The 25,928-nt window shown below is 52.4% G+C and carries 18 protein-coding genes; 12 read left to right on the top strand and 6 right to left on the bottom strand.

The window, feature by feature from the left end; all coding sequences use genetic code 11:
- Positions 1-198: 198 nt before the first annotated feature.
- Positions 199-1,320 (bottom strand): GntR family transcriptional regulator, encoded by a 1,122-nt coding sequence (locus EL633_RS26110; protein ID WP_126630209.1) that lies wholly within the window; start codon positions 1,318-1,320, stop codon positions 199-201.
- Positions 1,321-1,729: 409 nt separating this feature from the next.
- Between EL633_RS26110 and EL633_RS26105 the strand changes: the two genes are divergently transcribed.
- The 4 genes from EL633_RS26105 to EL633_RS26090 all read left to right on the top strand — a co-directional run bounded on the left by EL633_RS26105 (position 1,730) and on the right by EL633_RS26090 (position 7,093).
- Positions 1,730-3,100: an ABC transporter substrate-binding protein gene (locus tag EL633_RS26105; RefSeq protein WP_161982449.1), complete on the top strand. Its 1,371-nt coding sequence runs from the start codon at positions 1,730-1,732 to the stop codon at positions 3,098-3,100.
- 105 nt (positions 3,101-3,205) lie between these two features.
- On the top strand, positions 3,206-4,198 hold the full coding sequence (locus tag EL633_RS26100) for a carbohydrate ABC transporter permease (protein WP_126630207.1): 993 nt from the start codon (positions 3,206-3,208) through the stop codon (positions 4,196-4,198).
- Position 4,199: 1 nt separating this feature from the next.
- A complete protein-coding gene (locus EL633_RS26095) occupies positions 4,200-5,081 on the top strand; it encodes a carbohydrate ABC transporter permease (RefSeq protein ID WP_126630206.1) in 882 nt (293 codons plus the stop codon).
- A 14-nt stretch (positions 5,082-5,095) separates the two neighbouring features.
- The gene (locus tag EL633_RS26090) at positions 5,096-7,093 is read left to right on the top strand and encodes a DUF5054 domain-containing protein (RefSeq protein WP_161982448.1); all 1,998 of its coding nucleotides are present in this window, start codon (positions 5,096-5,098) and stop codon (positions 7,091-7,093) included.
- Positions 7,094-7,271: 178 nt separating this feature from the next.
- Here EL633_RS26090 and EL633_RS26085 read toward each other — a convergent pair whose 3' ends face one another.
- The 3 genes from EL633_RS26085 to EL633_RS26075 form a co-directional block, all read right to left on the bottom strand.
- On the bottom strand, positions 7,272-8,102 hold the full coding sequence (locus tag EL633_RS26085) for an alpha/beta fold hydrolase (RefSeq protein WP_126630204.1): 831 nt from the start codon (positions 8,100-8,102) through the stop codon (positions 7,272-7,274).
- Positions 8,103-8,222: 120 nt separating this feature from the next.
- Positions 8,223-9,029 carry a DUF1330 domain-containing protein gene (locus tag EL633_RS38025; protein WP_218027586.1) on the bottom strand — a complete coding sequence of 269 codons (807 nt, stop codon included), beginning with the start codon at positions 9,027-9,029 and terminating at the stop codon, positions 8,223-8,225.
- Between the two features lie 201 nt (positions 9,030-9,230).
- The gene (locus tag EL633_RS26075; protein WP_126630203.1) at positions 9,231-12,344 is read right to left on the bottom strand and encodes a winged helix-turn-helix domain-containing protein; all 3,114 of its coding nucleotides are present in this window, start codon (positions 12,342-12,344) and stop codon (positions 9,231-9,233) included.
- Between the two features lie 289 nt (positions 12,345-12,633).
- Between EL633_RS26075 and EL633_RS26070 the strand changes: the two genes are divergently transcribed.
- Both EL633_RS26070 and EL633_RS26065 read left to right on the top strand, forming a co-directional pair.
- Entirely contained in the window at positions 12,634-15,768 is a 3,135-nt protein-coding gene (locus EL633_RS26070) for a DUF6788 family protein (protein ID WP_126630202.1), read from the top strand.
- Between the two features lie 170 nt (positions 15,769-15,938).
- Entirely contained in the window at positions 15,939-16,817 is an 879-nt protein-coding gene (locus EL633_RS26065; protein ID WP_126630201.1) for a haloalkane dehalogenase, read from the top strand.
- 209 nt (positions 16,818-17,026) lie between these two features.
- Here the strand turns inward: EL633_RS26065 and EL633_RS26060 are convergent, their stop codons facing one another.
- Together EL633_RS26060 and ppsA are read right to left on the bottom strand one after the other, a co-directional pair.
- Complete coding sequence (locus EL633_RS26060) at positions 17,027-17,308, bottom strand: hypothetical protein (RefSeq protein WP_126630200.1); 282 nt, start codon at positions 17,306-17,308, stop codon at positions 17,027-17,029.
- A 17-nt stretch (positions 17,309-17,325) separates the two neighbouring features.
- On the bottom strand, positions 17,326-19,941 hold the full coding sequence (ppsA, locus tag EL633_RS26055; protein ID WP_126630199.1) for a phosphoenolpyruvate synthase: 2,616 nt from the start codon (positions 19,939-19,941) through the stop codon (positions 17,326-17,328).
- Positions 19,942-20,602: 661 nt separating this feature from the next.
- Here ppsA and EL633_RS26050 point away from each other — a divergent pair.
- The 6 genes from EL633_RS26050 to EL633_RS26025 are packed head-to-tail and all read left to right on the top strand — an operon-like array spanning position 20,603 to position 25,913.
- Positions 20,603-21,208, top strand: a complete 606-nt coding sequence (locus EL633_RS26050) for an NAD(P)H-dependent oxidoreductase (protein WP_126630198.1) — start codon at positions 20,603-20,605, stop codon at positions 21,206-21,208.
- A 29-nt stretch (positions 21,209-21,237) separates the two neighbouring features.
- Positions 21,238-21,771 carry a flavin reductase family protein gene (locus tag EL633_RS26045; RefSeq protein WP_126630197.1) on the top strand — a complete coding sequence of 178 codons (534 nt, stop codon included), beginning with the start codon at positions 21,238-21,240 and terminating at the stop codon, positions 21,769-21,771.
- 2 nt (positions 21,772-21,773) lie between these two features.
- Positions 21,774-22,592, top strand: a complete 819-nt coding sequence (locus EL633_RS26040; RefSeq protein WP_246039260.1) for an ABC transporter ATP-binding protein — start codon at positions 21,774-21,776, stop codon at positions 22,590-22,592.
- Positions 22,593-22,638: 46 nt separating this feature from the next.
- The gene (locus EL633_RS26035; RefSeq protein WP_246039259.1) at positions 22,639-23,466 is read left to right on the top strand and encodes an ABC transporter permease; all 828 of its coding nucleotides are present in this window, start codon (positions 22,639-22,641) and stop codon (positions 23,464-23,466) included.
- Between the two features lie 45 nt (positions 23,467-23,511).
- Positions 23,512-24,510, top strand: coding sequence for an ABC transporter substrate-binding protein (locus EL633_RS26030; protein ID WP_126630194.1), 999 nt, complete (start codon positions 23,512-23,514; stop codon positions 24,508-24,510).
- A gap of 53 nt (positions 24,511-24,563) precedes the next feature.
- Positions 24,564-25,913 (top strand): LLM class flavin-dependent oxidoreductase, encoded by a 1,350-nt coding sequence (locus EL633_RS26025; RefSeq protein ID WP_126630193.1) that lies wholly within the window; start codon positions 24,564-24,566, stop codon positions 25,911-25,913.
- Positions 25,914-25,928: the final 15 nt, after the last annotated feature.

The following is a 25,928-nucleotide window of genomic DNA, read 5'->3' as shown; positions in this document are numbered from 1 at the left end:
TCGTGATTGGATCGCGAATTTGTTTTATATATCATAGCCTGGAAAACAAAGAATGATAGAATGTCTGTGAAAAGACGCTGTTTGTGCCTGTGGTGTTCAAAAAAAGGTACATGTATTACAACATACGTATGTATTGCAATACATGTACCGAAGATGGAGGCTGGCGCTTCACCGCCCTTTAAGGAAACCGCCTCTGTTCTACCCTGCTTCGGTGGCGTGTGCGTTAATAACGACCGGGGCAGGCATGGATAAACGTATCGGTAATACAATATGCTTTGTGTGGCTGGAGCTATTATGGAAGCGATCGAACAAGATGTGCATTGCCTCACACCCCATTTCATAGGATGGCAGGATCACGCTGGCTGAACCCAGTGTCAGGGGGACGCCAGTATCGTCTTTGTCCATGGCAGCGAGTACAAGATCTTTACCAATCTGAACTCCGAGGTGGAGCAGATCTATGGAAAGTATGCCTAGAATATAGCTGTTTGCCGCTAGAATGGCTGTAGGTGGATTGGGTAAGGCTAACCAGGATGAGAGTAGTGCGCGTCGTTTTTCCTCGCTGAGCGCGCTGTAAGAGCGATACGTGGCCATGTCAGAGTCAATAGCCACGTTTGCCTCCATGAGTGCTCTTTTATATCCAATCAGGCGTTCCTGGACACTGGTACAAGCAATTTCCTGCCAGACCGTAGCGATGACACGATGACCCTGTTCAATAAGTGATCTGGTAATCTGGTAACCCGCGTCAACATTGTCTGGTACCACAACATCAGTTGCCACCATCGGATAATAGCGATCAACCATTACCAGGGGGATACCATCCTTCAGGATATCGTGAAATAAAGCCACATTCGTATAGCCATCAACTGGATAAATGATAATGCCAGAGACACCTGCTTTCAACGCTCTATGCAGGTTGGAGGCCTCAATTTCAGGTGACTCGCCCGAGTCGAAAAAGAGCAAATGGCAATCCTCTTCCCGACACACCTGATCAATACCTCGGATAATAGCGCTTTTATGGTCACTGCGCGTCACACTTACAATACACGCGATAGTAACTTTCCTATCGAGGTTATTTTGAGTGATTGCATCAGGAGCAACTTTCTCGGCTACAAACGTGCCCTGACCACGACGCCGGATCAGGACGCCTTCGTGCACCAGTTCGTTAAGTGCTCGCTCAGCCGTAATGCGGCTGACTTGAAAACGTTGACATACTTCTTGTTGCGTAATGAAGATCTGGTCAGGCGTGTAGTTGCCGTGCGCAATATCCTGTAGCAATTCCTGCTTGATACGCTGGTAATTTGGTAGTGTCGGTTTCTCCATGTGCCTCTTTTTCTCCTTGTTGATTTATTGTACCCATCTCCGTTTGATATGTCAATCCTGGCGCGACCGCAATTTTAAAAGCATTTGCTGAACAATTTACATGACATGGAAAGAATATGTCTTTAAAACTCTTGACTTTCTATGTAAATGGATGGTAATATCCTCGATATCAGCAGTAATCTCATCACATTATCCCGTTTTTATCGTATATGAGCGATAATGCCATTTGATTTTTATCACTCATTTCATGACATAGCGTTTACATGTCGATATTTACATGTCATGAATATGGTTGGAGGACAGCGATGTCCTCTCTTGCATGAATACCCTGTGTGCTATGCGCTTATCTCCAGCAATTGAAGCTGGAAACCACGTATGTATCATTACATACAGAAAAGGAAGGATTTCTATGGCTCACTTCAACATGCCTCCCTCTTTTTCCTATTTCACGCGTCGCCGTTTTCTTCAAGCTGCCGCCGCGACAACGACGCTTGCAGGGGCAAGTGCGTTACTTGACGCCTGTGGTACCTCTAGCAGTCCGACGAGCAGCAGTCCTGTAACTATTACAGTGATGTATAACAAGGCGGAACTCTCGGCTACCCAGGTTGCGCTCTTTCAGAAGCAGAATCCCACCATTAAAGTCAAGCAATTGGAATACGATGCAACTGTGCTCAATTCCATGTTGGCCGCTGGTAATCCTCCTGATGTCATCCGAACGCAAGGGGCGCCAACTATCCCGAATATTGCGGCTCGCGGTCTGGCGACTGACCTATCGGATTATTTTGCGAAAAGTAGCGTGATCAAAGAAGCTGATCTCTTATCCGTGAATGATGTATACCGTTGGAATGGCCATACCGAGGGGCAGGGACCACGCTATGGCATGGCCAAAGACTGGTCTCAGGATGCGATGTTCTGGTATAACAAGAAAACCTTTGACCAGGCGAAGGTACCCTATCCCAGTACGACGAAGCCGCTGAGCTATGACGAGTTGTTGGAAATCGGTAAAAAGTTAACCGTGCGCGACAATGGGAAGATTAAAGTCTATGGGCTTGATGTTATCTATGGTTTCACTACCCAGGCTCACCTGATGCAGATGCTCGCACAACGAGGCAAGTCGTTGTGGAGTGAAGATTATACCCGGGCAAATCTCACAGATAGTGATGCTGTTGCTGCTATCAAGTGGTATGTCGATTGGGCGCGGGCTCATGTTGGTCCCTCGCCGCTGGATCCTGACACGAATGGATCCGATACCCTTTTTGCTGCTGACCGCGAAGCTATTAGCCTCTGGGGCTATTGGTTTGGAGGTGCGCTCTACTCGAAATACAACAATACGCTACCGGACAATGTTGGTTTCGCACCGGCCCCGCAGTTTGGATCGACACCTGTGAATGCCTGTTTTGCCGGGACCGGGGCCTGGATACCGGTCAAGAGCAAGCATAAAGACGAGGCCTGGAAATTTTTCGAATTTTTCCTGGGTGGTCCTCCTGCGCAAGATCGCGTGAAGAGCGGCTTTGGCTTACCGGCATTAAAGAGTTTGCTCCCTGAATTGCCGCAGGGCACTCCGGCGCAAAAGGAAGCATATACGGTGGAGCAGGCTGCTCTCCCCCATCAGACCGTACTGCATTTCTCTCCCTATATCAGCGATGATGCTTTTGAGGCTTCATTCAAGCAGTACATTGAGCCGGTGATGAAGGGGCAGGCGGACCTGAATAATGCTGTGAGACAGTTGCAGACAGCCGTGAATCAACTGGCTCAGCAAGGGAAGCAACAGATAAGTTAAAGGACATTCTTGGCTTTCAGATGGTGAGGCTGGTGGATAGGTCTTCCTTGTTCATTCAGCCTCGTGCAACCCTGTGTATTGAAAAGAGAGAAAGGGTGGTTCGTCATGCTCTCAACGCATGTTCCTCCCGAGCGAGGTACCAATGCGACTACGGTATCTCGCCATTCCCAGGTACGGCGCCGCAGGAGGATAGGTCGTTCGTCACTACGTTTTTATTTCTTTGCTTCGCCCTGGCTCCTGGGCTTTCTGGTTCTGACGGTATTTCCTCTGGGATATGCCCTCATGATCAGTTTCACCAATTTTGATGGCATTTCCGAGCGACTGCACTGGGTTGGTTTCAACAACTACCTGGATGTTTTTCATGACACGCTTGCCTGGGCGGGGCTTTTACGCACGGTGCTCTATGCTGTGATCACGGTGCCCTGTGGGATCGCTGGTGGTCTGGGTCTGGCGCTCTTACTCAATCGCCGTATGCGCGCGGTTGGACTGTTCCGCACGATCTTTTATCTCCCATCGGTGGTCCCGGTGGTAGCAACGGCGATTATGTTTCAACTGATGTTTGATCGTGATGTGGGTGGTATCAATGCCTTTATCGAACTCTTTCATGGGCCAGCTATCTCCTGGTTGATTGATCCGACGGCCTTTCTGGTCCTGATCATCATGGTGCTCTGGGGACTGGGTGGAGGTATGATTATCTCGCTGGCCGGATTGCAAGGTGTTCCCGCCGAATTGTTGGAAGCGGCGCGGGTTGATGGTGCCAATGCCTGGTATCGCTTCTGGCGTATTATCCTGCCAATGCTCTCGCCTGTTCTCTTCTTCCAGGTGGTAACGAATATGATCTATGCTCTGCAGACTTTGGTCCAGCCACTCTTGATTTCACCAGGCGGTGGTGCGGGTCAGAATGTTGTTGCTGTACCGTCTGGTAATCAGCTCTATATGGTCCATGTCTATGCCGAGTTCTTCTACTATCAGCGCTTCGGTTATGGGTCAGCATTGTTGTGGGTCTTGTTTGCCTTGATTTTACTGATTACCCTGCTCATCTTTCGCAGCAGTGCTCTCTGGGTCTATTATGAGATTGATCAAGGAGGAAACAACTAGTATGGCATACCCGTTTCGACAGGTAAGAAGGAGTCGTGCTCGCTCAACCCGAAGTCAACACCGGTTTCTTTCTAAGAACTGGTTAGTGGTGCTGGTGATGATCGTATTGGCGCTGGTGTTTCTCGCCCCATTCTTCTGGCTCTGTATGACCGCGCTCAAATCACTCCCGGAACTGGCCATTTATCCAATCCGTTGGTTTCCGGTCCAGGCACAATGGGATAACTTCGTCAAAGCGGTAACGATGATCGATTACCTGCACTATACGAGCAATACGCTTGTGCTGGCTACAATGTACGCCTCCCTGGTGACAATCAGCAGTGCACTGGTTGGTTTTGCCTTTGCACGCTTGTCCGCGCCTGGTAAGAACACGTTATTTATCATGATGCTAGCAACGATTATGTTGCCTCAGACCCTCACAGTTATCCCGACATACGTGCTCTTCTCTCGCTTCGGGCTTATTGACACCTATTGGCCCTGGTTTTTGTGGGGGCTGGCCAGCGCTCCCTATCTGAGCTTTCTCTTTCGCCAATTTTTTGCTGGCATCCCCAAAGAGTTGGAGGACGCAGCGATCATTGATGGCTGTAGCTATGGGCGTATCTTCTGGCAGATCTTTTTACCGCTTTCCTTACCGGTCCTGGTGACTGCATTCGTGATTGCCTTCACAGGAACGTGGGGTGATTGGTTTGCGCCAAAGCTGTTTTTGAGCCAGGACAACACAACGTTAGGTGTCGCAATGTCAACCGGCTATAACGACGGACATAACGATGTCTTGACCAATATTCTGGCTGCTGGATCGATTCTGTATGTGACTCCAGTGTTGCTTATCTTCTTCTTCGCTCAGCGCTATTATGTACGCGGTATTGTCACAAGTGGCATCAAATGAAAGAGACACAAGGTATGCAACGATCCCATGTGCATTTGCTGTTTAAAACGCATTTGGATCTCGGCTTTACGGAACTGGCAGAGCAGGTGAAGCAACGCTATTTCCACGAGTACTTTCCTAAAGCCCTTGAGACTGCGCGTGTGCTTCGTGTGCGCGGTGGGGCGGAACGTTTTGTTTGGACGACGGGATCCTGGATCTTGTATGAGTATCTGGAGCAGGCATCAGCGCAAGAGCGTGCGTTGATGGAGCGAGCCATTTTGGAGGGGGATATTGCCTGGCATGCTTTGCCAATGACGATGCATAGCGAATTGCTGGATGCATCGCTCTTTACGTTTGGGTTGCACATCTCACACCTCCTGGATCAACGTTTTGGTCGGCAGACCATTGCGGGGAAGATGAGTGATGTTCCAGGGCATACACGCGCGATGGTGCCTTTGCTGGCGCAGGCGGGCATCCAGTTCTTACATATCGGTGTTAATCCAGGATCTACTTCCCCTGATGTGCCACCACTCTTTGTCTGGCGTGATCTCGCGACGGCAAGCGAGGTGGTGGTGATGTATCAGCCAGGCTCCTATGGTGATCTGGCAACTGTACCGGATTCGGACACTGCGTTGGCGTTTGCACATACACTGGACAATATTGGTCCCCAGAATAGTGAACAGGTGCTCGCAGCCTTCTCTAACCTGCGTAAGCGTTTGCCTGAGGCAGAGATTACGGCTTCAACGCTGGACGCCTTCGCGCGTGCTATCCTGCCACTCAAAGCCCATTTTCCGGTAATCACGGATGAAATAGGAGATAGCTGGATTCATGGCGTCGGGTCCGACCCTCAAAAAGTAGGACACTATCGCGCGTTGAGCCGCTTACGCCGCCAATGGCAGATGACAGGGCAGTTCACAGAGGATGATGAGCGTTGGTATCCTTTCAGTAATGCTCTGCTCCAGATGGCGGAACATACCTGGGGTATGGATGAAAAAACATATCTGGCCGATTATACGCATTATAACCCCGCACAGTTGAGCACCATGCGTCACGTTGCTAATTTTCAGTTGTTCGCATCCTCCTGGACGGAACAACGGGCGTATGTGCAGGCTGCTCTGGCCGCGCTCGGAGATACCGATGAAGCGCAGAAAGCAGGTGCTGCCCTGGCGCAGTTGGAGCCGCAAACGGTTGCTCTTGAGGGTTTTCAGTCCATTGAGAAACAGGACGTGTTGCTAGAAACGCGCTATTTCCTGCTGCGCGTGAGCGAACAGGGCGCGCTGACCTGGTTGCAGGAGAAACAAACAGGGCGTATCTGGGCGACGCCAGAGCAACCACTGGCACTCTTTTTTTATGAGCTTTTTTCCCAAACGGAGTACGAGTGCTTTTTTGAGCAGTACATCTGGAATAAGTCCGAGACGGCTGTTTGGGCCCGTGAGGATTTCACCAAACCGGGCATCGACCAGGTTGTGGATTCCTATCAGCGCTGGCATCCACGCCTGATAAGTCTCTATCGTCGTGAGAAGCAAGAGGACACAGTTCTCCTGCTTCAGATGGCGATGCCACAAGAGAGCTGGCAAACCTATGGTGCGCCGCGTACGGTGACTGTGGAGTTAACATTTTTGCACGCGGAACCTGTGATCGAGTTGACGTTACAGTGGTTTGAGAAGCAGGCCAATCGCTTGCCTGAGGCGCTCTGGTTCTCCTTTCAGCCTGCTGGAACCCAGCAAGGTCAGTGGAGTCTGCATAAAATGGGCCATTGGATTTCGCCATTGGAAGTGATCTCCCATGGGAATCGCACCTTGCATGCAGTAGAGCGCGGCGCACGTTACACCGAGGACGGACGAGAGGTGCTTTTTGAGACGTTGGATGCTCCTCTGGTTGCACCAGGTACCCCATCTTTACTGGATTTTCATAATCGACAACCACAAATGGAGCAGGGTCTTCATTTTAATCTCTACAATAATGTCTGGGGTACGAACTTCCCTATGTGGTACGAGGATGATGGGCTTTTCCGTTTTGTACTCCGTTTTTAAAAACAAAACGCTACTTCTGCATCCATTTCTTCGTCATTGACCGAGAAGAGAGAAATGAGGGCTAGCGGGTGAGGTTTGCTTGCTCTACCCCTACATACGTGGCACATGATCATATGCCACGTATGTGGTTATACCAGGTAGCCCGATCGCTGCTCAGGAAATGCTTCTGCTGAACAGTTTAGTCTTGAATGAAGGTCAGCAGGTCCTCGTTGATACGATCTTTATGGGTGAGGAACATGCCGTGTCCACCACCCGGGTAGGTTTTGAGTTTGCTGCCTGGGATACCCCGAGCCGTTCTGCGTCCAGAGAGGTCCAGGGGGGCGACCTGATCGTTCTCTCCGTGCAGAACCAGTGTTGGGACGGTACACGCGGGCAGGTCGGGCAGAAAATTGATCTGCGCAGAAGCCCGGAAGCACTCGATGGTAGCTTTGGGTGAACACTCGAGAATGAGCCGGACGGCCCATTGCACCATTTCTGAGGAAAGCAGTGGTGGTCCCGGCCACGTCGATCCCAGACCGAAGTACTTGATCGCACCATCTGTCATGTACAGTGGGCGGTCCTGCTGCATCCTCGCAATGGCGAACTCGGAAGCCTCCTTTGGAAATCCTTGCGGGTTCTCTGCTGATCTGATCATGCCAGGAGTGACACCACTCATGAGCACGACACGGGCAATACGGCTGGTGCCATGGCGAGCAAGATAGTGGACGACCTCCCCACAGCCCAGTGAGTTGCCGACCAGGGTCAGATCGCGTAGATCGAGCTGTTCGATCATCTCCGCAAGATCATCGGCAAGACGGTCGATCTCATAGCCACGGCCGGGATCATCTGAGCGACCATGACCGCGGCGATCAAAGGCAATGCAGCGCAGTCCGTGCTCGTTCAGATTTAGCATCTGGTACTCCCACATGGCCCCGCTAAACGCCCAGGCGCTGATGAAGAGCACGGGGGTGCCTGTCCCCCAATCCCGATAGTAGAGCTGAGTAGAATCGTTGGTTTGAAGATAAGGCATCGTTTCTTCCTTCCTTCTTTCATCGGCGTGTTGTCGGCCCGCATTACATGGCCATATTTCTGAAATAGATCAACCACCAGGCTACATTCCTATCAGTGTGTCCGCCTGGAGATGAACTTTTTACTTGAGCACATCTGTGGCTTTATGATCACCTGATACCGTATCAATCAGAATTGCCTCACCTTTCGCACTGGATAAGCGTAAAGGAAGCAGTTTTTGATAGGCTTCTGAGGCATACCAGGCTTGAGCACGTTGTCGATCTGGGAACTCGATAATAATCAGATCTCCCGTCCAATCCCCTTCAAGCTTCTCGATCTCTCCACCATGAACAAGGAAGCGCCCCTGAAAAGGGGCCAGAGTCGCATCAATCCCTTCTAAATACTGAACAATAGAAGGTCCGCTTACCACATCCCATAATCGAGCTACTGCATATGTCGCCATAGATTTATCTCCTTTGCATGCTCCTGAAGTGCTAGATCGGGTAGCCTTTGGCTCCCTGTACTCCTTATCTTCACTGGCAATGGCGTGGACATATGTTGCTGATATGGGATTGGCCGTGCCCATAGGGGGCCAGTGAGCCTGTTCGTTCGTCACATCTTCGACGGTCGCTTGCAGAAATGCGTGTGCTTGCTGTATTTGTTCACGGAGGAGTGTTATTGCTTGCATGAGTGTATCCTTTCGTGTGGCGTGGCCTGTGTTTCGTGGCCACCTGTTCTCTTTTGTCTGTTCTACAGGGCTGCTCATGAACGCGAGCAGCACGATCCCCTGATCGCGAAGTTTCCAGAGCACCCCATAGAGTGCCGCCTGGTCCTGTAGGGTTCCGGTGAGGAGCGATGTTCCATTCTCCAGGTGAGTTATCTGGAGTCCTTCAAACCACTCTTGCCAGCGAAGGGCCAGATGTCCTTTCACGCTGATCTGTATGTGCATCCTTGTCCCTCCTGCTCTCGTGGTGTGCTGCCTCACATGAAGAAGTATAACGGCGAGAGAGGGTTCTTGCCTTCGCCCGGGTTCGCGATTGAACGGGTGATTTTTTCGGTGGCGTTGGGTGCATCGGGCCTGCGCACAACAGGGGCGCGCAGGACGGAGATCTCTGTTCCGCACTTCCGGGGAAGACGAGCCGTGTAGAGGCTAGAGCAGGTGGAGCTGAAGGGCGACGAGGCTGGCTTCGGCACGGCGGCTGACGCCGAGTTTCCGATAGATGCTGCTCACCTGCGTTTTAATGGTGTTGGGGGAAACAATCAACTCCCGGGCTATTTCGGCGTAGGTATGCCCGGCCACGAGCAGGCGTAGCACCCGCTGTTCCTGGGAGCTAAGTGGCTCATGAAGCACAGATGGAGCAGGTGTGGCTTGAGATGAGTGGCTGGCTTCTTTGTGTGGGGCTAGCAGCGACGCCGGAATGAGGTGCTGTCGCTCCTCTTGCTCAAAAGCCTCCAGCACCAGTGCGAGATAAGCTTCCACGTCTCCCGAGCGCACGCTTTCTACTGTGCGTGTGATACGTAGCTGCTTTAGTGTGCGATGCAGAGGTTCACCCGCCTGTAAAAAAATGCGTACCAGAGCTGCCGGGTGGGCGATCTGGAGCAGACGCACTGCGAGTTGCCTGGCCTGCTCATGCTCTTTCAGACCATCAAGGGCAATTACCTGGAGCGTCAGCGTCTGCGCGATCCTCTCTGGTCGCTGGCCTTGTTCGGCGCTACTCAACAGACGTTCCAGGATGGAGAGGGCGGCTGCATAGGCGTGCTGAGCGAGCCGAAGGCGAGCGAGCGACAGGGCGGTTTCCCAGGCGGATGCATCTGTCGGCCTGTCCTGGTCAAAGTGTGTATGCGTGGCCCAGGTTTGCGCGGCCGCGAGGTTTCCCTGTGCTATCCAGAGTCGTACTTGCACGCTCTCTACCTGAGGCAGGCGAATGGCTATCCCGCCCTCCTGGGTCAGGTGCCGCAGCGTTTGCTCTACCTCATCCAGTTCATCCATATCGAGGGCGAACATCACACTGCACTCAACGCACTCCGCAAGTAAGGCTTGATAGTGCCAGTTCTGCGCGAGGTGGCGTGCGCGGGTCAGGTGGGCGTGCGCCTCTTCACACCGATGGCTGGCCCAGCAGATCCGGGCCAGGGTCAGGGAGAGATAGCCTCCAATCGAGGTCTGTTGATCACCCCCCTGTTCAAGCAGAGTGAGGAGCCTCAGGCACTCACGCTCGGCCTCATGAGCAGCACCTGTTTCCCAGAGGATCTGAGCCAGCCACTGTCTGGTTCGCAGCCATTCATAACGTTGCTGCGTTTCTTCTGCTTGTTGTCCCGCGGCCAGCAGGGCTGCTTTGAGGGCATCACAGGCTTCCAGTGTATTCATGCACAAGATGAAATTGACGAATAGAGGTGCCAGTTGCCAGATAATCTCGTCTTCGCTGGCCAGCGGTAGCATCTCCTGGCAGCACTGCTGGAGCTGCGTCATGTCTCGTGCCTGGATGGCCTGACTGGCTATGCTCCACAGATGAAAGAGCCGCACGCGCCTGCGGAGATGATCCCGCTCCGTTTTGGTCAGGACCGCCTCGTTCAGCAGGCGTTCTACGCGGTCAATCGTAGGCCCAATTGCCGCTCGTTGCTGCTCATCGGGGACTCCAAAGAGGATGTGCAGCAGGTGCAGTGCCGCAGTGAGTGCAAATGGTGTATGGTCACGTAAGACCGTATCTGGCAACAACTCGATCCAGCCATGGACTGTGCGTGCTTCTCCCATGGCCCATGCTTCTTCCGCGGCATGCTCCATTTGCTGAGCAGCGTAGGCGAAGTCCGCGGCGGAGAGTGCATGCGCGAGAGCTTCCCGCAGGGCTCCATGCGCCTCGTACCAGCGCGCAGCGCGTAGATGCAAGACAGGTACCCGTTCGGGATGACGCATGGTGAGACGCGCGAGCAAGGTCTGGCGAAATAATTCGTGAAAGCGATACCAGCGCCGTTCTTCATCCAGGGGAACCAGAAAAAGGTTCTCGCGTTCCATCTCCTCCAGAAGTTCCTGGCTAGCCGTCTCACCGGTCACTGCTTGACAGAGCGGAGCATATAAGCGTGAGAGAATAGCGGTCTGGAGCAGAAAATCCTGCGCGGCCGGCGGTAAATGAGACAGAATATCATCCTGAAAATAGTCCAGGATATACCGATGGCTACCCCCAAAGGCCTGAACAAAGGCAGCGTGATCCTCGCGCTGGCGCATTGCCAGTCCAGCGAGTTGCAGTCCCGCAATCCAGCCCTCCGTGCGCTGCTCCAGGATGTCGATCTCCGTGTCTGAGAGGGGCAACGCCATGCGTTGGAGCAGAAGATGGCGGGTGTCGTTGGCTTGAAAGCGCAGATCCAGGGCACGGATTTCGCTCACCTGTCCACGCATGCGCAGACGCGAGATGGGGAGAGGAGGGTCAACCCTGGTGGAAAGCAGCAGGCGCAGAGTAGTGGGCAGGTGTTCAAGGACATCGCCCATGGACTCGTGGGTAGCAGGATCTGTGATGAGATGATAATCGTCCAGCACAAGCACTATTGTCCCTTCCAGGCTGGCTATTTCATTGAGCAAAGAGGTCAGAATAAGCGAAAGCGGTACCGGCTGGGGGGCGTACAGCAGTGCCAGCGCTGTCGCACCGATACCAGCATGGCAGGTCCGTAGAGCCGCAATCACCGAGCTCCAGAAGCGTACAGGAATGCTATCCATCTCATCAAGCGAAAGCCAGGCAATGGTATAGGACGCCTGTTGCCGCGCCCACGCTGAGAGCAGGGTCGTTTTTCCCCAGCCACCAGAGGCGGACAGCAGGGTCAATGGATGGGCCAGCGCCTCCTCCAGACGCATGTGCAGGCGTTCGCGCTCAACCAGCGTCGTCGGGAGCTGTGGGGGCGAGAGCCTGGAGGCAAGGACGGGCAACGGCAGGCTGTTCTGACGCAGAGGTCCCGGGGAAAGAGCCGCGTGGACACCAGCCACCTCTTCCAGGCGTGCCAGTGTCACCTTTGCTGTTGGACCAAGATAACGTTTCCTGGGGCCTCCCTGCGGTGTGCCATACGCATACCAGTATCCTCCCCCACGTGCCCGTTCTTCCTTGACCACGCTCAGATGCCCATGCTGGCCATGAAAAGCAAAAGAGGTCTGTTCATCGAGCCAGTTCAGCCAATTCTGCTCGTCATGCAAAGGAAAGCAGTGTTGAAGGGTGCCTCTGGCAGAGAGCTCATAGCGCTGGTATTCTGCGGACCAGCGAAGAATATGGAGTGATGGTTTTGGCATAGATGCTTCCTACTGGGTGTTTTCCCTTGATTTTTTTTGCACCCAACAGCAGCAAGTGTAGCATATGCCGAACGAACGGGCAAGCAGGTAGGTACAACATGTTGCGGGTCGTATCTACCTGCTTGCCCCTGGGAGATAACTCTCATGGTGCACATACCGTGGCAACAAAGTGAATGCCGCCCGCTTGTCTTTTTTTGTTGCCTAACAGAACAATCTGTGCTATATTTGTTGCGTTACAGTTGTTAGGCAACACGACGTCCCCTTTGTCTTTGCCCAGAAAGTAGGCTCTATGCCCAGATATGCCCGCGCTCAGGTTCGGTGGTCTGAGCAAACGCAGACTTATATGCTCTCAACTGGCAACCAGGCGAACGGACATGTGCTGACTGGCGATTGGTTAGAGGCGCATTCCTCTTTCTCTTTCCATAGTCGTCAGGGTGCGCACTATACAATTCGCAAGCAGCGGGGACAGCGTGGAGGAAGTTATTGGTATGCGTATCGGCGTTTATGTGGGCGTCTCGTGAAACGCTACCTTGGCAAGGAAGCGAGCCTGACCTTTGCACGCCTGGAGGAGGTTGCGTATAGTCTAGAACATGCACCAGAACGGCAGCCCATTCAGACTGAGCCAGCGCACCTGCCTACCAGAGAGGCTACCCCTGCCCTACCTGCGGATGCACATCCATTACTCCTCTCCAGGTTGTCGCAGCCACGCCTGCCTGCTTTTCTGCTGGAGCGCCCGCGACTGTTTGCGCTGCTTGACGCGGGGCGTGCAGGCGCACTGACGCTGCTCTCGGCTCCCGCTGGTTTTGGCAAGACAACCCTGGTCAGTCAGTGGATTACAGCACGGCGGACACAGGCTGATTTTCCCCCGGTGGCCTGGATCACCCTGGAGCGTTCTGAGAATGACCCGCGACGCTTTTGGCGCTATCTCCTCGCAGCCTGTCAGGCTTTCGAAACTGATCTTACGCAGGTTCACCGCGTTTTTACAGACCTCACTCTTCAGCCTCCCTTTCTGCCTACCGATTTCTCAGGATGGCTTACGACCTTCCTCAATGCGCTGGCGCAGGCCCCGGCAAGGGGCATTCTGATATTGGAAGATTATCAGGTGATCACTGAGGATGCTCTTCACGAAGCGCTCGCCTTTTTCTTGCGCCATCTTCCCACCACGCTCCATGTGCTGATGCTCACGCGCAGCGATCCGCCCCTCCCTCTGGCAAATCTGCGGGCGCGTAATGTCCTGACTGACGTTCGCGCTGACGACCTGCGTTTCTCGTGGGAGGAGACCTCGACCTTTCTGCGCCAATCCCTGCCATTTCCGCTCAGTGCACCACTGATTCAACGGCTCCATGTCCGGCTGGAAGGCTGGGGTGTAGGACTGCATCTTGCAAAGCTCGCCCTCCAGCGCGCCACCTCTTCAACGCAGGAAGAGCAGCTGGCTATGCTTCTGCTCCAGAACAGTGTTATCACTCAGGACTATTTTATAACGGAGATTCTTTATTCCCAGCCAGAATCAGTGCAACGGTTCTTGCTGCAAACAAGTTTTTTGCCGCGCCTGACCGCTGCTCTCTGCGATGCCGTAACCGAGCAGGAGCGCAGTCAGGATCTGCTTACGTCGCTTGAACAGGCGAACCTGTTCCTTGAGCGGCTGGACGATGACGCTCATCGATCACCCTCAGAGGCTCACCAGTGGTATCGCTATCATACCCTCTTCGCCGATGCTCTGAGCGCTGAGGCGGCCCGCAGGTGGAGCAAAGAGGTTCTGCACGATATCTTTGCTCGCGCCTCTCACTGGTACGAACGCTCTGGCGCTCTTCACGAAGCCATTGATGCCGCCTTTTCTGCTCAGGACCAGGCGCGGGCGGCGCTCTTATTGACGCACTTTATAGAGGAGCAGACGGTGCCGGGAGAAGTGCAAGAGGCATATACGTTATTGGGCTGGTTTGAGCAGCTCTCGGAAGCGCTCTTTGAGCAGCATCCTGTGCTCTGTCTGAGCTATGCTACGGTGATGCTCTGGCAAAACCCCGCCTGGCAACCTGATTCCCAGTCGATCACCGCTATGGAATATCTCTTGCAGCAGGCAGAAGACCATTGTCGTCGGGAGCAGCATTTCTCTCTGCTCGGTGAGCTACTGGCCTTTCGCGCTTTGCTCGCTTTACGGCGGGGCGAAATGCAGGTCGCAGTGGCATACGCCAGACAGGCTCAGGTCTGGCTGCCTCAGACGCAAGATATCTGGCGCGGCCTTAGTGCAACGATTGTGGCAACGCAATGGATTGTGTCAGGACGTTTTCCACAGGCTCTCAGTGTTTTGCAGGATGCTCACGAGCGCCTGGCAAGAGCAAACAATCATTTGTTTTACCAGGCTGCGACAATCAGGCTTGCGCAGGTGCATTTTGAACTTGGAGAACTCCAGCAAGCGGCCTCCTTCTATCGTCAGGCCCTTGAGGTTTCTCTTCCGGCGGTGGATGGCCATCTTACTGCACCACTAGCAAACTGGCACTGCACAGCCCTGACTGGCTACGCGGCCCTTTGCTATGAACGCAATGAACTCGCTCGCGCGACGCAGCTTCTTCAGGAAACTATTGCCTTGAGCCAGGCTTATACATTTCTGGATCACAAGATCCATGCATTACTGCTCCTGGCTCGTATTCAGCAGGCGCAAGGTGACACAGGTGTTGCCCAACAGCGGCTCACGGATCTTCTAGAGCGCGTTCCGGCCTTCCAAAACCAGCTCGTGCAGGATATCCGGACGGCCCAGGCTTCCCTGGCGCTCCTCGCGGGCGACTACCTGACAGTCCAGCAATGGATTTTCCTGCACACGCCTCCTGCTGATTTCACGCGGAGAGTCGAGGATGATGTGTTGCAGGCGCGCTGGCTGCGGATACAGGGCGAAGAAGCAGAGGCCACACATCAGCTTGAGCAGTTGCTCCTGGCGACGCAGGAAGCGGGACATATGCGTGGTCTACTGCATACAAAGGTGGAGATGGCGCTGAGCGCTTCTGGCCAGAAGCATAGGGCTGAGGCGCTGGATCTCCTGCGTGAGGTGCTGGTCCTGGCGCTCCCTCATCATCTCATACGCCTGTTTCTCGATGCTGGTGAACCGATGGTCATGCTACTACGTTCACTTCTATCCCGGTGCCATGACCAGCCTTTGCGAGCTTATATCCATGCATTGTTGCGCGCTTTTCCGGTCCCGCAACCAGGAGAGGAAGCCGATCGGGCTGATCTGCTCATTGAGCCGCTTTCGCCGCAAGAGGTGCGCGTGTTACGTCTTCTAGCCGAGCATCGTACCAACGCGGAAATAGCCACGGCCCTGGTTGTCTCGATCAATACAGTGCGCACCCAGGTGCAGAGCATCTACACCAAACTGGGAGTACACAGGCGTAGCGAGGCTCTCGCCGTTGCCCATGACCTTCAACTCCTCTCGTAAGCACACCTGACCTGCTTCCTCAACGCTGTTCGCCGATCATATAGGCAATCATCCGAAAGGATGAAGTCTCTACAGCCTTGCTCAGGCTATACTGCAGGCATCAAACAAACGTCTGGCTCTGAGAAAGAACTGGACAGCATTACGCGATTTTAGAAAGGTGTCGTATGCATATGATCAGCGCAGCATTTCCCTACGAGAAGAAACGGAAAGTCGTGTCAGGGTTGGAGATGGCCTATGTAGACGAGGGTCAGGGTGATCCGATCGTCTTCTTACATGGCAATCCTACCTTTTCCTATATCTGGCGCAACATCCTGCCCTACGTGCAGAGTTTTGGTCGCATCATCGCTCCAGACCTGATCGGCATGGGCGATTCGCAGAAGCTACCGGAGAGCGGTCCCGGTTCCTACACGTTCGTCGAGCATCGCCGCTTTCTCGATGCCTTGCTGGAAGTGCTAGAAGTACGCGAGCGTGTCATCTTTGTGGGGCACGACTGGGGTGCGGCCCTGGCGTTTGATTGGGCTCGTCGCCATCCACAGGCAGTGCGCGGGATCGCCTATATGGAGGCCGTCATGGGTACCTCCTCGTGGAGCGAGATGCCGGAGGTCGCTCGCACCCGTTTCCAGGCGTTGCGCTCCTCCCAGGGTGAGCAACTGGTGTTGGAGCAGAACTCGTTTATTGAATTCAATCTGCCCAGGACCATTCAGCGCACCCTGACAGACGAAGAGATGAACGAGTATCGTCGTCCCTTTGCCGAACCCGGCGAAGCTCGCCGCCCAACCCTTTCCTGGGCGCGTCAATTGCCCATCGAGGGCGATCCGACCGATGTTACCGAGATTGTCACAGCCTTTGGACTCTGGCTCTCTCAGAGTCCCGTCCCCAAACTGTTCATCCAGGCCATTCCGGGAACACAAGATCCCCAGAAGGTTGGGTTTAATCACACGTGGCCTGCTCAAACTAAGGTAAGAGTGCGCGGACACCATACCCCGCAGGAAGATTCTCCTGATGAAATTGGACAGGCTATTGCAAGCTGGTTGCAAAAACTGCAATAGTTGATCAAGAAACATCGAGGATACGAAACTTCCATTTTTTGTGAGACTCAAACGGTCAAAAATAATAGCTGTGTGTGAAATGACATCTGCATGAGCAATAGAATGATTTCATTTGGCACTGTGCTGTAAACATGCCCGGAGCGCACTGGCGCTCCGGGCATGTTTACAGCACAGTGCCAAAGCTGTGAGTGGATCGAAATCAAACACAGTTAGTCACCATATGCACAGACGCCAACGCGCGGAGAGTTGACAATGGGGAGCAAGTTCATCTCGAATTCCAGGTTCTGCTTGCTCGCGCATGACTTACAATAGCACAGGATACCCTCATCACTGTAATCGGTGCTGATCAGTTTAGCTGGTTTGCCACAGCGCGCACAGGTAAATTTGGGGGCCTGATTCTGGGCCATGAGTGAGACAATCTCCTCCTCTTTACCGGGAAACGGCCCTTCGCGCTCGCTGAAATCTAGCGGTATCTCACCTGGGAGCCGCATCTTTCTGCTGTCCTCCTTTAGAGTATTTCTACATAGCCTTCCGTTCCATTCACGCGGATTTTCTGTCCGTCATGGATCAGCCGGGTGGCATTTTGTACGTTGACGACTGCTGGTAAACCATATTCACGTGCGATCACAGCTCCATGCGTCATCAATCCACCAACTTCGGTGACCAATCCTTTTATGGAGACAAACAAGGGTGTCCAGCTCGGGTCTGTAAAGGTGGTGACTACTATATCTCCATCTTCCAGATCAGCGTCTTCCATGCGTAAGATGACGCGTGCTCGTCCCTCTATTACTCCAGACGAAACTGGGAGACCAACAATCGCTTCGGCTGGGAGATGTTCCCGTTTGTACTTACCGGCCATGATTTCACCATCAGAGGTGATAACACGTGGGGGAGTGAGTTTTTCATAGAATGTGTACGCGTCTTCTCGCTGACTGATGATCTGATCATCCAGTGTATGGGTGCGTACAACTTCGCGCAGCTCTTCAAACGTGAGATAGAAGATAGCTTCTTTTTTATGAAGTACATGGGCTTGTACGAGGTGTTCGGCTTCTTGTAGCAAAGCTTGCTTATAGATAAAGTAGCGTTGAACCATGGCGTATTTTGGATATTCACGATACCCGATGAAATTTCGGATGAGGCCGATCATGCGTTTTGTCTCGTTAGCTTTTTGTTCACCATCTGGTAATTGCTTTAAGCGCTCTAATAGCTCTTGTTCTTTTTGCCATGCTTGCTGTCGTCCTTGCTCAAATCTCCGCTTGCTTTCACCTGGCTCAAAGTTTTTGACGTTACTGAGAATCAGCGGGATAAGCGTCGCAGGTTTTTCGCTCCAACGAGGTCTGGTAATATCGATTTCTCCGGCACAGCGCATGCCATATGTGTCGAGATAAGCCGAGAGAGCCTCCCGGCTTTGCTGCCCACCATCAAGCTTTCCCAGTTCATCCCAAAAGGTATCATCTTTTAGCTGCTGCAAGTAAGTGATGACTTCTGGATAAGGACGAATGACATCTGCGACATCCAATAGCGCCAACCCCATTTCAGACGTAATATTGTTTGGCACTGATTGAGAAAGCGTGTCTGCGACGTTTGTTTCACCTAACCACTCCTTCATGTTTTCATTGACCCATGAGGAAGCATTCATGGCAGACATAAACACCCCAAAACTTTGCGGATCAGATAAACTCTTCTTTAAATTTGGAATATCTTCCAGAATAAATTCAATCAGATCCGATCCCGATTTCGTCTGAATGTTTTGTTTGAGCTCTTCTATTGCTGTTTCACTCCGCTTGATCAACTCAGAAACGATGGCTGGATCGTATTCGTTGAGTATTTGATAATCCGCCATTTTCGGAGCTTGATTGCTTTTCCCAAGAGGTTTTTCTTGTTTATCATCTGGTAGTGACTGGATAAAATCTCCTTGTTGTATGACAGTCACCAATGCATCTTTTATGAGCGGATCGCCTTTTCCCAGAACCTCTAATATTCTTTCTCTGCTCGACGGTGCAGCCAGCAGAGGGGTTACATCAACAAACAACCGTCCACCAGCCGTACGCATGAGTGCATTGGTGGTTAACAGGAAAAAAGACAACCCCAATGGTTTCATGGGATCGGTCATCATTTGCTGATGTCCGACAGAGACATACACATGATTTTCTTGATCATTTGCTTCAGGGATCGGGAATAACGTTGTGATTGGTCGACTCTGGACAATAGAAAATGTATCATCAGCCAGACACCATTCGATATCTTGTGGGCAACCAAAATGTTCTTCGATCTTTTTGCCCACGCGTGCAAGCTGCAAAATTTGTTCATCCGTTAGAGCTGGCCTATTCTGCCTCTCTGGCTCAATTTCCCGTTCTTGCGTACCACCATCTTTTAAGACATCAATAGCCAATTTCTTGGTGGATATCTTCTTACCAATAATTGTGCCGTTACGCACTTTATAGCTATCAGCATTCACCAGTCCGGAGACCAGGGCCTCTCCAAGTCCGAAGCTGGCCTCAATAGATAGCACTTTCCTATGAGAGGTGACAGGATCGGCAGTAAACAAAATTCCTGCCACCTGCGGGAAGACCATCTTCTGAACAACCACAGACAGGGAGACGTTACGGTGATCGAAGCCGTTTTGAAGACGGTAAATTATTGCCCTCTCCGTAAAGAGCGACGCCCAGCACTTACTGATATGTTTGAGGATTGCCTCCTCCCCGATAATGTTCAGATACGTATCCTGCTGTCCGGCAAAGGAAGCCGTCGGTAAATCCTCGGCAGTTGCGCTGGAGCGTACTGCATAGGCATTGTTTTTACCAAGTTTGCGGAGGTATTGGGTGATCTCTCCATGAATATCTGCAGGGATGGCTGCCCCTTCGATGACCTGGCGCATCTCACCGCTCAGTTCAGCGATTTTCTCCTGGTCTTCCACCTTGAGAAGCGATAATTGAGCAAGTGATGCGTTCAGCGACGACGTTTCCCCCATGATTCTTTGAAAGGCTTCCGTAGAAATACAAAAGCCATCCGGTACGTGGATTCCTTCCATCTTGGAGAGTTCCCCCAGGTTCGCGCCTTTTCCTCCAACAACCATGAGTTTTGTTTTATCAATATCCTGAAAACCAAGCACAAAAGAACTCATATTTCTCTCTCCTTTAGTCGAACAGATGCGCTCGCTTGCTGTCATACCAACTCTCTCCGCGACTCTTTGCGCGCATGACAAGAGCCTGGCACACATCTGATGAAAGTAAATGCCTTCATCGTAGGTGTGCCAGAAGTGGCATTGCATCCATCAGAGTATAAAGCTCGGAACACCAAAAAAAATCGTCCAAAAAGGCAGTGTGCTGATAGACAGAGGATGATACAATAAAAGTGAGGAAGAACGAGTGTATCATTGCATGAATAAAGCTTCCCCATCCCCCTGTGTAAGCATCTTCATTGGTGTCAAGATCTGCTTGAGACGCGTTCCCTATTCTGAGCATTCAGATGGATCATGCCCGTATCTGTTCAGCAATAGTTATTTATACCATAGTGACCTGTATTTCTATGGACACTCTCCTCGCAAAAATAGTAGTGATTTCTTCTCCTTTTGCTCTTTTTGCCTGAAAAATTTTAATTATTTGCTCGCTGTGCTCCTCGAGAAGAGTGCAAACGCACATTCTTCCATATGCATAACCTTTAGTTATGCATAGTATATATATTTTTCATGCATCTCGATTTTTTATTGACAGGACTGTATCGAGCTGGGTATTATTGTTAATAATATTGATCGACTAAGTCAACAAATAACAAGAGGAGATGCGATGAGTTTTACGTTGCTGGCCATCAATGGGAGCCTGACTCCACCTCCATCGCGTACCCGTGTCGTGCTCGATGCGGCACTGGCGGGTGCGCGAACCTATGATCACAGTATTGAGACCCATGTCCTGGAACTGCGTGATTTTGCCTTGGAGTTTAGTGATGGTCGTGCCCCTGAGGACTACAATGCTGATACGCGCAGAGCGCTGGCGTTGGTAGCGGATGCGGACGCCTATCTTGTTGCCACTCCTGTATACCGTGGATCCTATACGGGTGCGCTCAAAAACTTTTTCGACCTTGTCCCGAATGATCCTCATGGGCAGGATCCATTACGGGGGAAGGTGGTAGGTTTGTTGGCTACAGGAGGAAGTGATCATCATTCGCTGGTTATAGAGCATCAGCTCCGGCCGCTCTTTGGTTTCTTTGGGGCCTATACGCCGGCCCGAGCTCTGTATGTCTCTGCCCGAGACTTTGATGCGCAAAAGCGGCCGCAGGGAAAGCTGGTGGAGGAACTTGCATTCCTGGGACAAGAGGTCGTTGCTTTAACGCGTTTCCTGAGAGAAAATCCTGATCTTGCTCGACCGACGGGTGTGAGTAGTCGAAGCAGGTAACAATTGACGGGTAGAAAGAGGTAATTACGATGGGTGTCGACCACAGTGAATTTCGTCTTGCTTTGAGTCATTTTGCTTCTGGGGTGACCGTGATTACAACGCAACATCAAGGACAACTTCATGGGACCACGGTCAGCTCTTTTTGTTCTCTTTCCCTCAATCCCCCATTGATCCTTGTAGGAATCGATCTTCATGCGACTATTCATGATTTGATTATTGCCAGTGAAGTCTTTGTGGTAAACATTCTTGCTGAACATGCTGAGGACCTCTCGCGCCACTTTGCCCGTCGCACGCCTGAGAAATTTGCGGGTATTGCTTACACCTTCGGTCAACTTGGAGTTCCCTTACTCGATGATGCATTAACGACACTGGAATGCCGTCTGGTTGCACGCTATCCTGGTGGCGATCATGCAATCTTCGTTGGAGAGGTTGTCTCTACCGCTATCCGGCCACAGCATCAGCCGTTACTCTACTATCGCAGCAGGTATGGGCATGTGCAGGAGGTCGCCGTCAGTCAGGTCAATGCTCCTGGTCTGATGACGCAGGAAGCAAGGAGGTCATGAGCTTGAGTCAACAACAGGATATTGATTTTATCGTACAGGCAAAGCATCTCTATCTGGATTATGCACAAAGCCCTACTGATAGCGAGCATGCCGCGGTGGTGGAAGATGCGAACTTCTCTATTGAGCGTGGTGAGAAATTCGTGATTATCGGGTCCTCGGGATGCGGCAAGACAACCCTGCTCAAGGCTATTGGTGGTTTCATAGCGCCAGTACAGGGCGAGATACTCCTCAATGACGTACCCGTGACGAAGCCGGGTCCTGATCGCGCCTTTGTTTTTCAAGATTTTGAGCAGTTGTTTGCCTGGCGTACGGTATTGGATAACATCGTCTATGCCTTACGGGTGACCAAACGCATCTCTAAACAGGAAGCTATCAGCAAAGCGCGCTCGTATCTGGAGTTAGTCCAGGTTGCTCATGCGGCCAATAAATATCCCTATCAGCTTTCTGGTGGCATGAAGCAGCGTGCGGCCCTGGCTCGTGCACTGGCTTTAGAACCTGAGCTTCTCCTCATGGATGAGCCATTTGGTGCTCTGGACGCAATTACCCGCAATCAGTTGCAGTTGGAATTGAACGAGATCTGGAAGCGTACGGGGGTGACCATTGTGCTGGTGACGCACTCCATTCAAGAGGCTGTCTTCCTGGGGACGCACGTCATGGTCATGTCTTCCTCGCCTGCTCTGATTCGTAAGATTGTCGATACACGTCATGCGCACGAGTTTGGTAGCCAGGAGTTTGATGACCTCTCAATCCATTTGCGTTCACAACTGATCCACCAGGAAACGAAATCTGAAGAACTCGCAGAGTTGAGTGCTGTAGAATAAATCGGGAACGCTACGAACGGGATTATGTGAGAGAAAGGAATCTATTGTGAGTGTGTTACAGGCGGCTTCCGCCAAAACGGTGAGAACAAAAAAGGGACGTTCGCTACCAGCGTGGCTCCGGCAACTTTTTTTTGGCCTGATTCTTCTTCTGATCTGGCAGTGCTATGTCAGCTTTAGTGGGGCCAGCGCATTACTGATTGCCTCTCCGCTTGCCACGTTACAGGCTCTATATGCCGATATTGGCAATGGTCAGTTAATCAGTGCCACGCTGATCTCATTACAAAATCTGGCCATCGGAGTGGGGATAGGTATTGCGCTGGGTGTGATCCTGGCCTCATTCGCTGCCTTCTCTCGCCCTGGGCGAGACTTGCTCACGCTGTTAACCTCTCTCTTCAGCCCATTGCCGGGTATCGCTATCTTACCGCTGACGATGCTCTGGTTTGGCCTGAATTCAGCCGCCATTATTTTTGTGGTGGTGTATGGATCCATCTGGCCAATCTCGGCCAATACAGAAACGGGCTTTCGCACCATTGGCGCCACGACTCGGATGGTGGCGCAGAACCTGGGTCTCAGTCGCATCCAGACTGTGCGCGATGTCTTCCTGCCGGCTGCACTTCCGCACATCCTATCAGGATTACGGCTGGCCTGGGCCTTTGGCTGGCGTACCGTCGTTGGCGCGGAGATCGTGTTCGGCGTGGCTGGATCGAATGGAGGACTTGGTTGGTACATTAACAACGCACGCTACTTTCTCAATCCACCTGCCATCTTCGCTGGCCTGGTCATTATCTCCCTGTTAGGTATCCTGCTGGATACGCTTTTCCAGTGGATTGAGCGGCAAACCATCGTGAAATGGGGTATGAAGCAGGCTCACTAGTGGGCAGGCATTCCTGTACTTATTGCTAGAAAAAGGAGAAACATCATGCTACGTCAACGCTATCGATTCCTGGCTTTCCTACTGATGCTCGTGGTTGTCTGTGTGAGCGCCTGCGGCGGCAATGCTGCGAATGCCGATGGAGGTAAGGGTGCTCCTTCGTCCTTCACCATTGTCTATCAGCCGGGCCTTGGTTCGGTAACCTTTATTACGCTGAAATTACAAAAGACGTTGAGCAAGCAATTTCCCCATACCACTATTGAGTGGAAAATCGTCAATAGCGGTTCGGCGGTACGTGAAGCGATCCTATCTGGTCAGGGACAACTTGGTTCGCTGGGGATCTCACCATTTCTGGTGGGGTGGGATCGCGGCATGGATTGGAAGGTATTGCTCGCCACCAGTCGCAGTGATACTTGGCTGGTCGCCAAAAATCCGCGCATCAAGTCCTTAAAAGATTTTGGTCCCGGCGATAAGATTGGTGTGGTGGCTCCTGACGCGCAACAAGCCATTGTCCTACGCAAAGCGGCGGAACAGCAACTGGGCAATGCACACGCCCTGGATAAAAATCTGGTGGCGATTGGCTCTGTCGATGGCGAGCAGGCGCTCCTCTCTGGACAGTTGGCGGCCAATTTTGCCGGTTCTCCTTTCCAGGAGCGCGAGGTTGCGGCCGGTGGTCACATCGTCCTGCATACCAATCAGCCCTTTGGTCCGGTTGGAACCGGTCTGATCGTGCTTCCCCAGAGCTTCTATAACCAGTATCCAGAGTTCAGCAAGACGGTCTATAAGGATTTGCAGTCCGTGACTACGTATGTGACCAACCATCATCAAGAGGCCGCCGAATATCTTGCTCAGGATGCAGGCAGTGGTGGACGCGGTTCGGTCAAGCAGTTCAAGACCCTGATCGATAACAAGTCACTCGCCTTTGAAACAACCCCTTCAGGTTTGATTGCCTATGCCAACTTTATGAAAGCGACTGGATTTATTTCGAAGGTGCCAGGCTCCGTCAATGATCTGGAATTGCCCACCGTTTCCGGTACTGGTAGCTAATACAATCAGATATCTGTTACCTACGCATTGTTAGCGAGAAGGAGAGTATATCCATGAGTACAAGACAAGGTCAGTTCAAACTAGGAGCCTTCTTACAGAATACCGGCCATCACGTGGCCGCCTGGAGGCATCCTGATTCTAGAGCCGATGGTGGTCTGGACTTTGCGCATTATCGTCAGCTAGCCCAGACGGCTGAACGTGCTAAATTCGATATGGTCTTTCTGGCGGATGGTGTGGCTGTGCGTCGCGATCAGAATCCTGAATCGTTGAGCCGTTCAGGTCAGATTGTGCACTTTGAGCCTCTGACCCTCCTCTCGGCCCTGGCGGCGGTGACAGACCACATTGGGCTGGTCGCAACCGCCTCGACGACCTATAATGAGCCGTATCATATTGCACGCAAGTTTGCGTCATTGGATTATCTCAGCCATGGCCGCGCTGGCTGGAACGTGGTCACCTCCGCAACTGAGGCTGAGGCATGGAACTTTAATCGCGAGCAGCACATGGAGCATGCCTTGCGTTATGAGCGGGCGCGCGAGTTTTTACAGATTACCCTTGGTCTCTGGGATAGCTGGGACGATGACGCCTTTCTGCGGGATAAAGAATCGGGCATCTATGTTGATCCCGACAAGGTGCATACGCTCAATCATAAAGGCAAGCATTTTTCTGTTCGTGGGCCCCTTAACGTCGCGCGCCCGCCACAAGGCTATCCCGTTATTGTGCAGGCTGGCGCGTCTGAGGATGGGCAGGATTTCGCGGCGTCCACGGCCGAGGTGATCTTTACTGCCCAACAGACGCTAGAAGAGGCTCAAGCATTTTACGCGGGCATCAAAGGCCGGCTGACGAGTTATGGGCGCTCGCCCGATCAACTCAAAATTATGCCTGGGGTCTTTCCGGTGATCGGTCGGACCGAGGCGGAAGCGAAAGAGAAATATGATCAACTGCAGCAGTTGATTCATCCCAGGGTTGGCCTGGCCCTCTTGAGTGGCAACCTGGGAGGCTTTGATCTCTCGGCTTATCCGCTCGATGGTCCCTTGCCAGATTTACCAGAAACCAACGGGAACAAGAGCCGTCAAAAACTGGTCACCGATCTTGCCCGGCGCGAGAACCTGACGATCCGTCAGCTCTATCAGGCCATCGCTGGCGCGCGTGGCCATCGCACCATCTGGGGCACACCTGAGCAGATTGCCGATCACCTGGAGGAATGGTTTGTTCATGATGCGGCCGATGGTTTTAATATCATGCCCCCCTATCTTCCAGCCGGGTTAGATGACTTTGTGGAACTGGTCATTCCTATCCTGCAGCGCCGTGGTAGGTTCCGCACAGAGTATGAAGGACGGACCTTACGTGAAAACCTTGGCCTGGTTCGCCCGGCCAGCCAGTATACAATTCCCTCGTATGCCTGAATTGTTTAGGAAAGT

This window comes from Dictyobacter alpinus (genome assembly GCF_003967575.1).
Taxonomy (GTDB): Bacteria; Chloroflexota; Ktedonobacteria; order Ktedonobacterales; family Ktedonobacteraceae; genus Dictyobacter; species Dictyobacter alpinus.
Note: the sequence above shows the minus strand (reverse complement) of the source record. Positions and strands in the feature narration are given on the sequence as shown.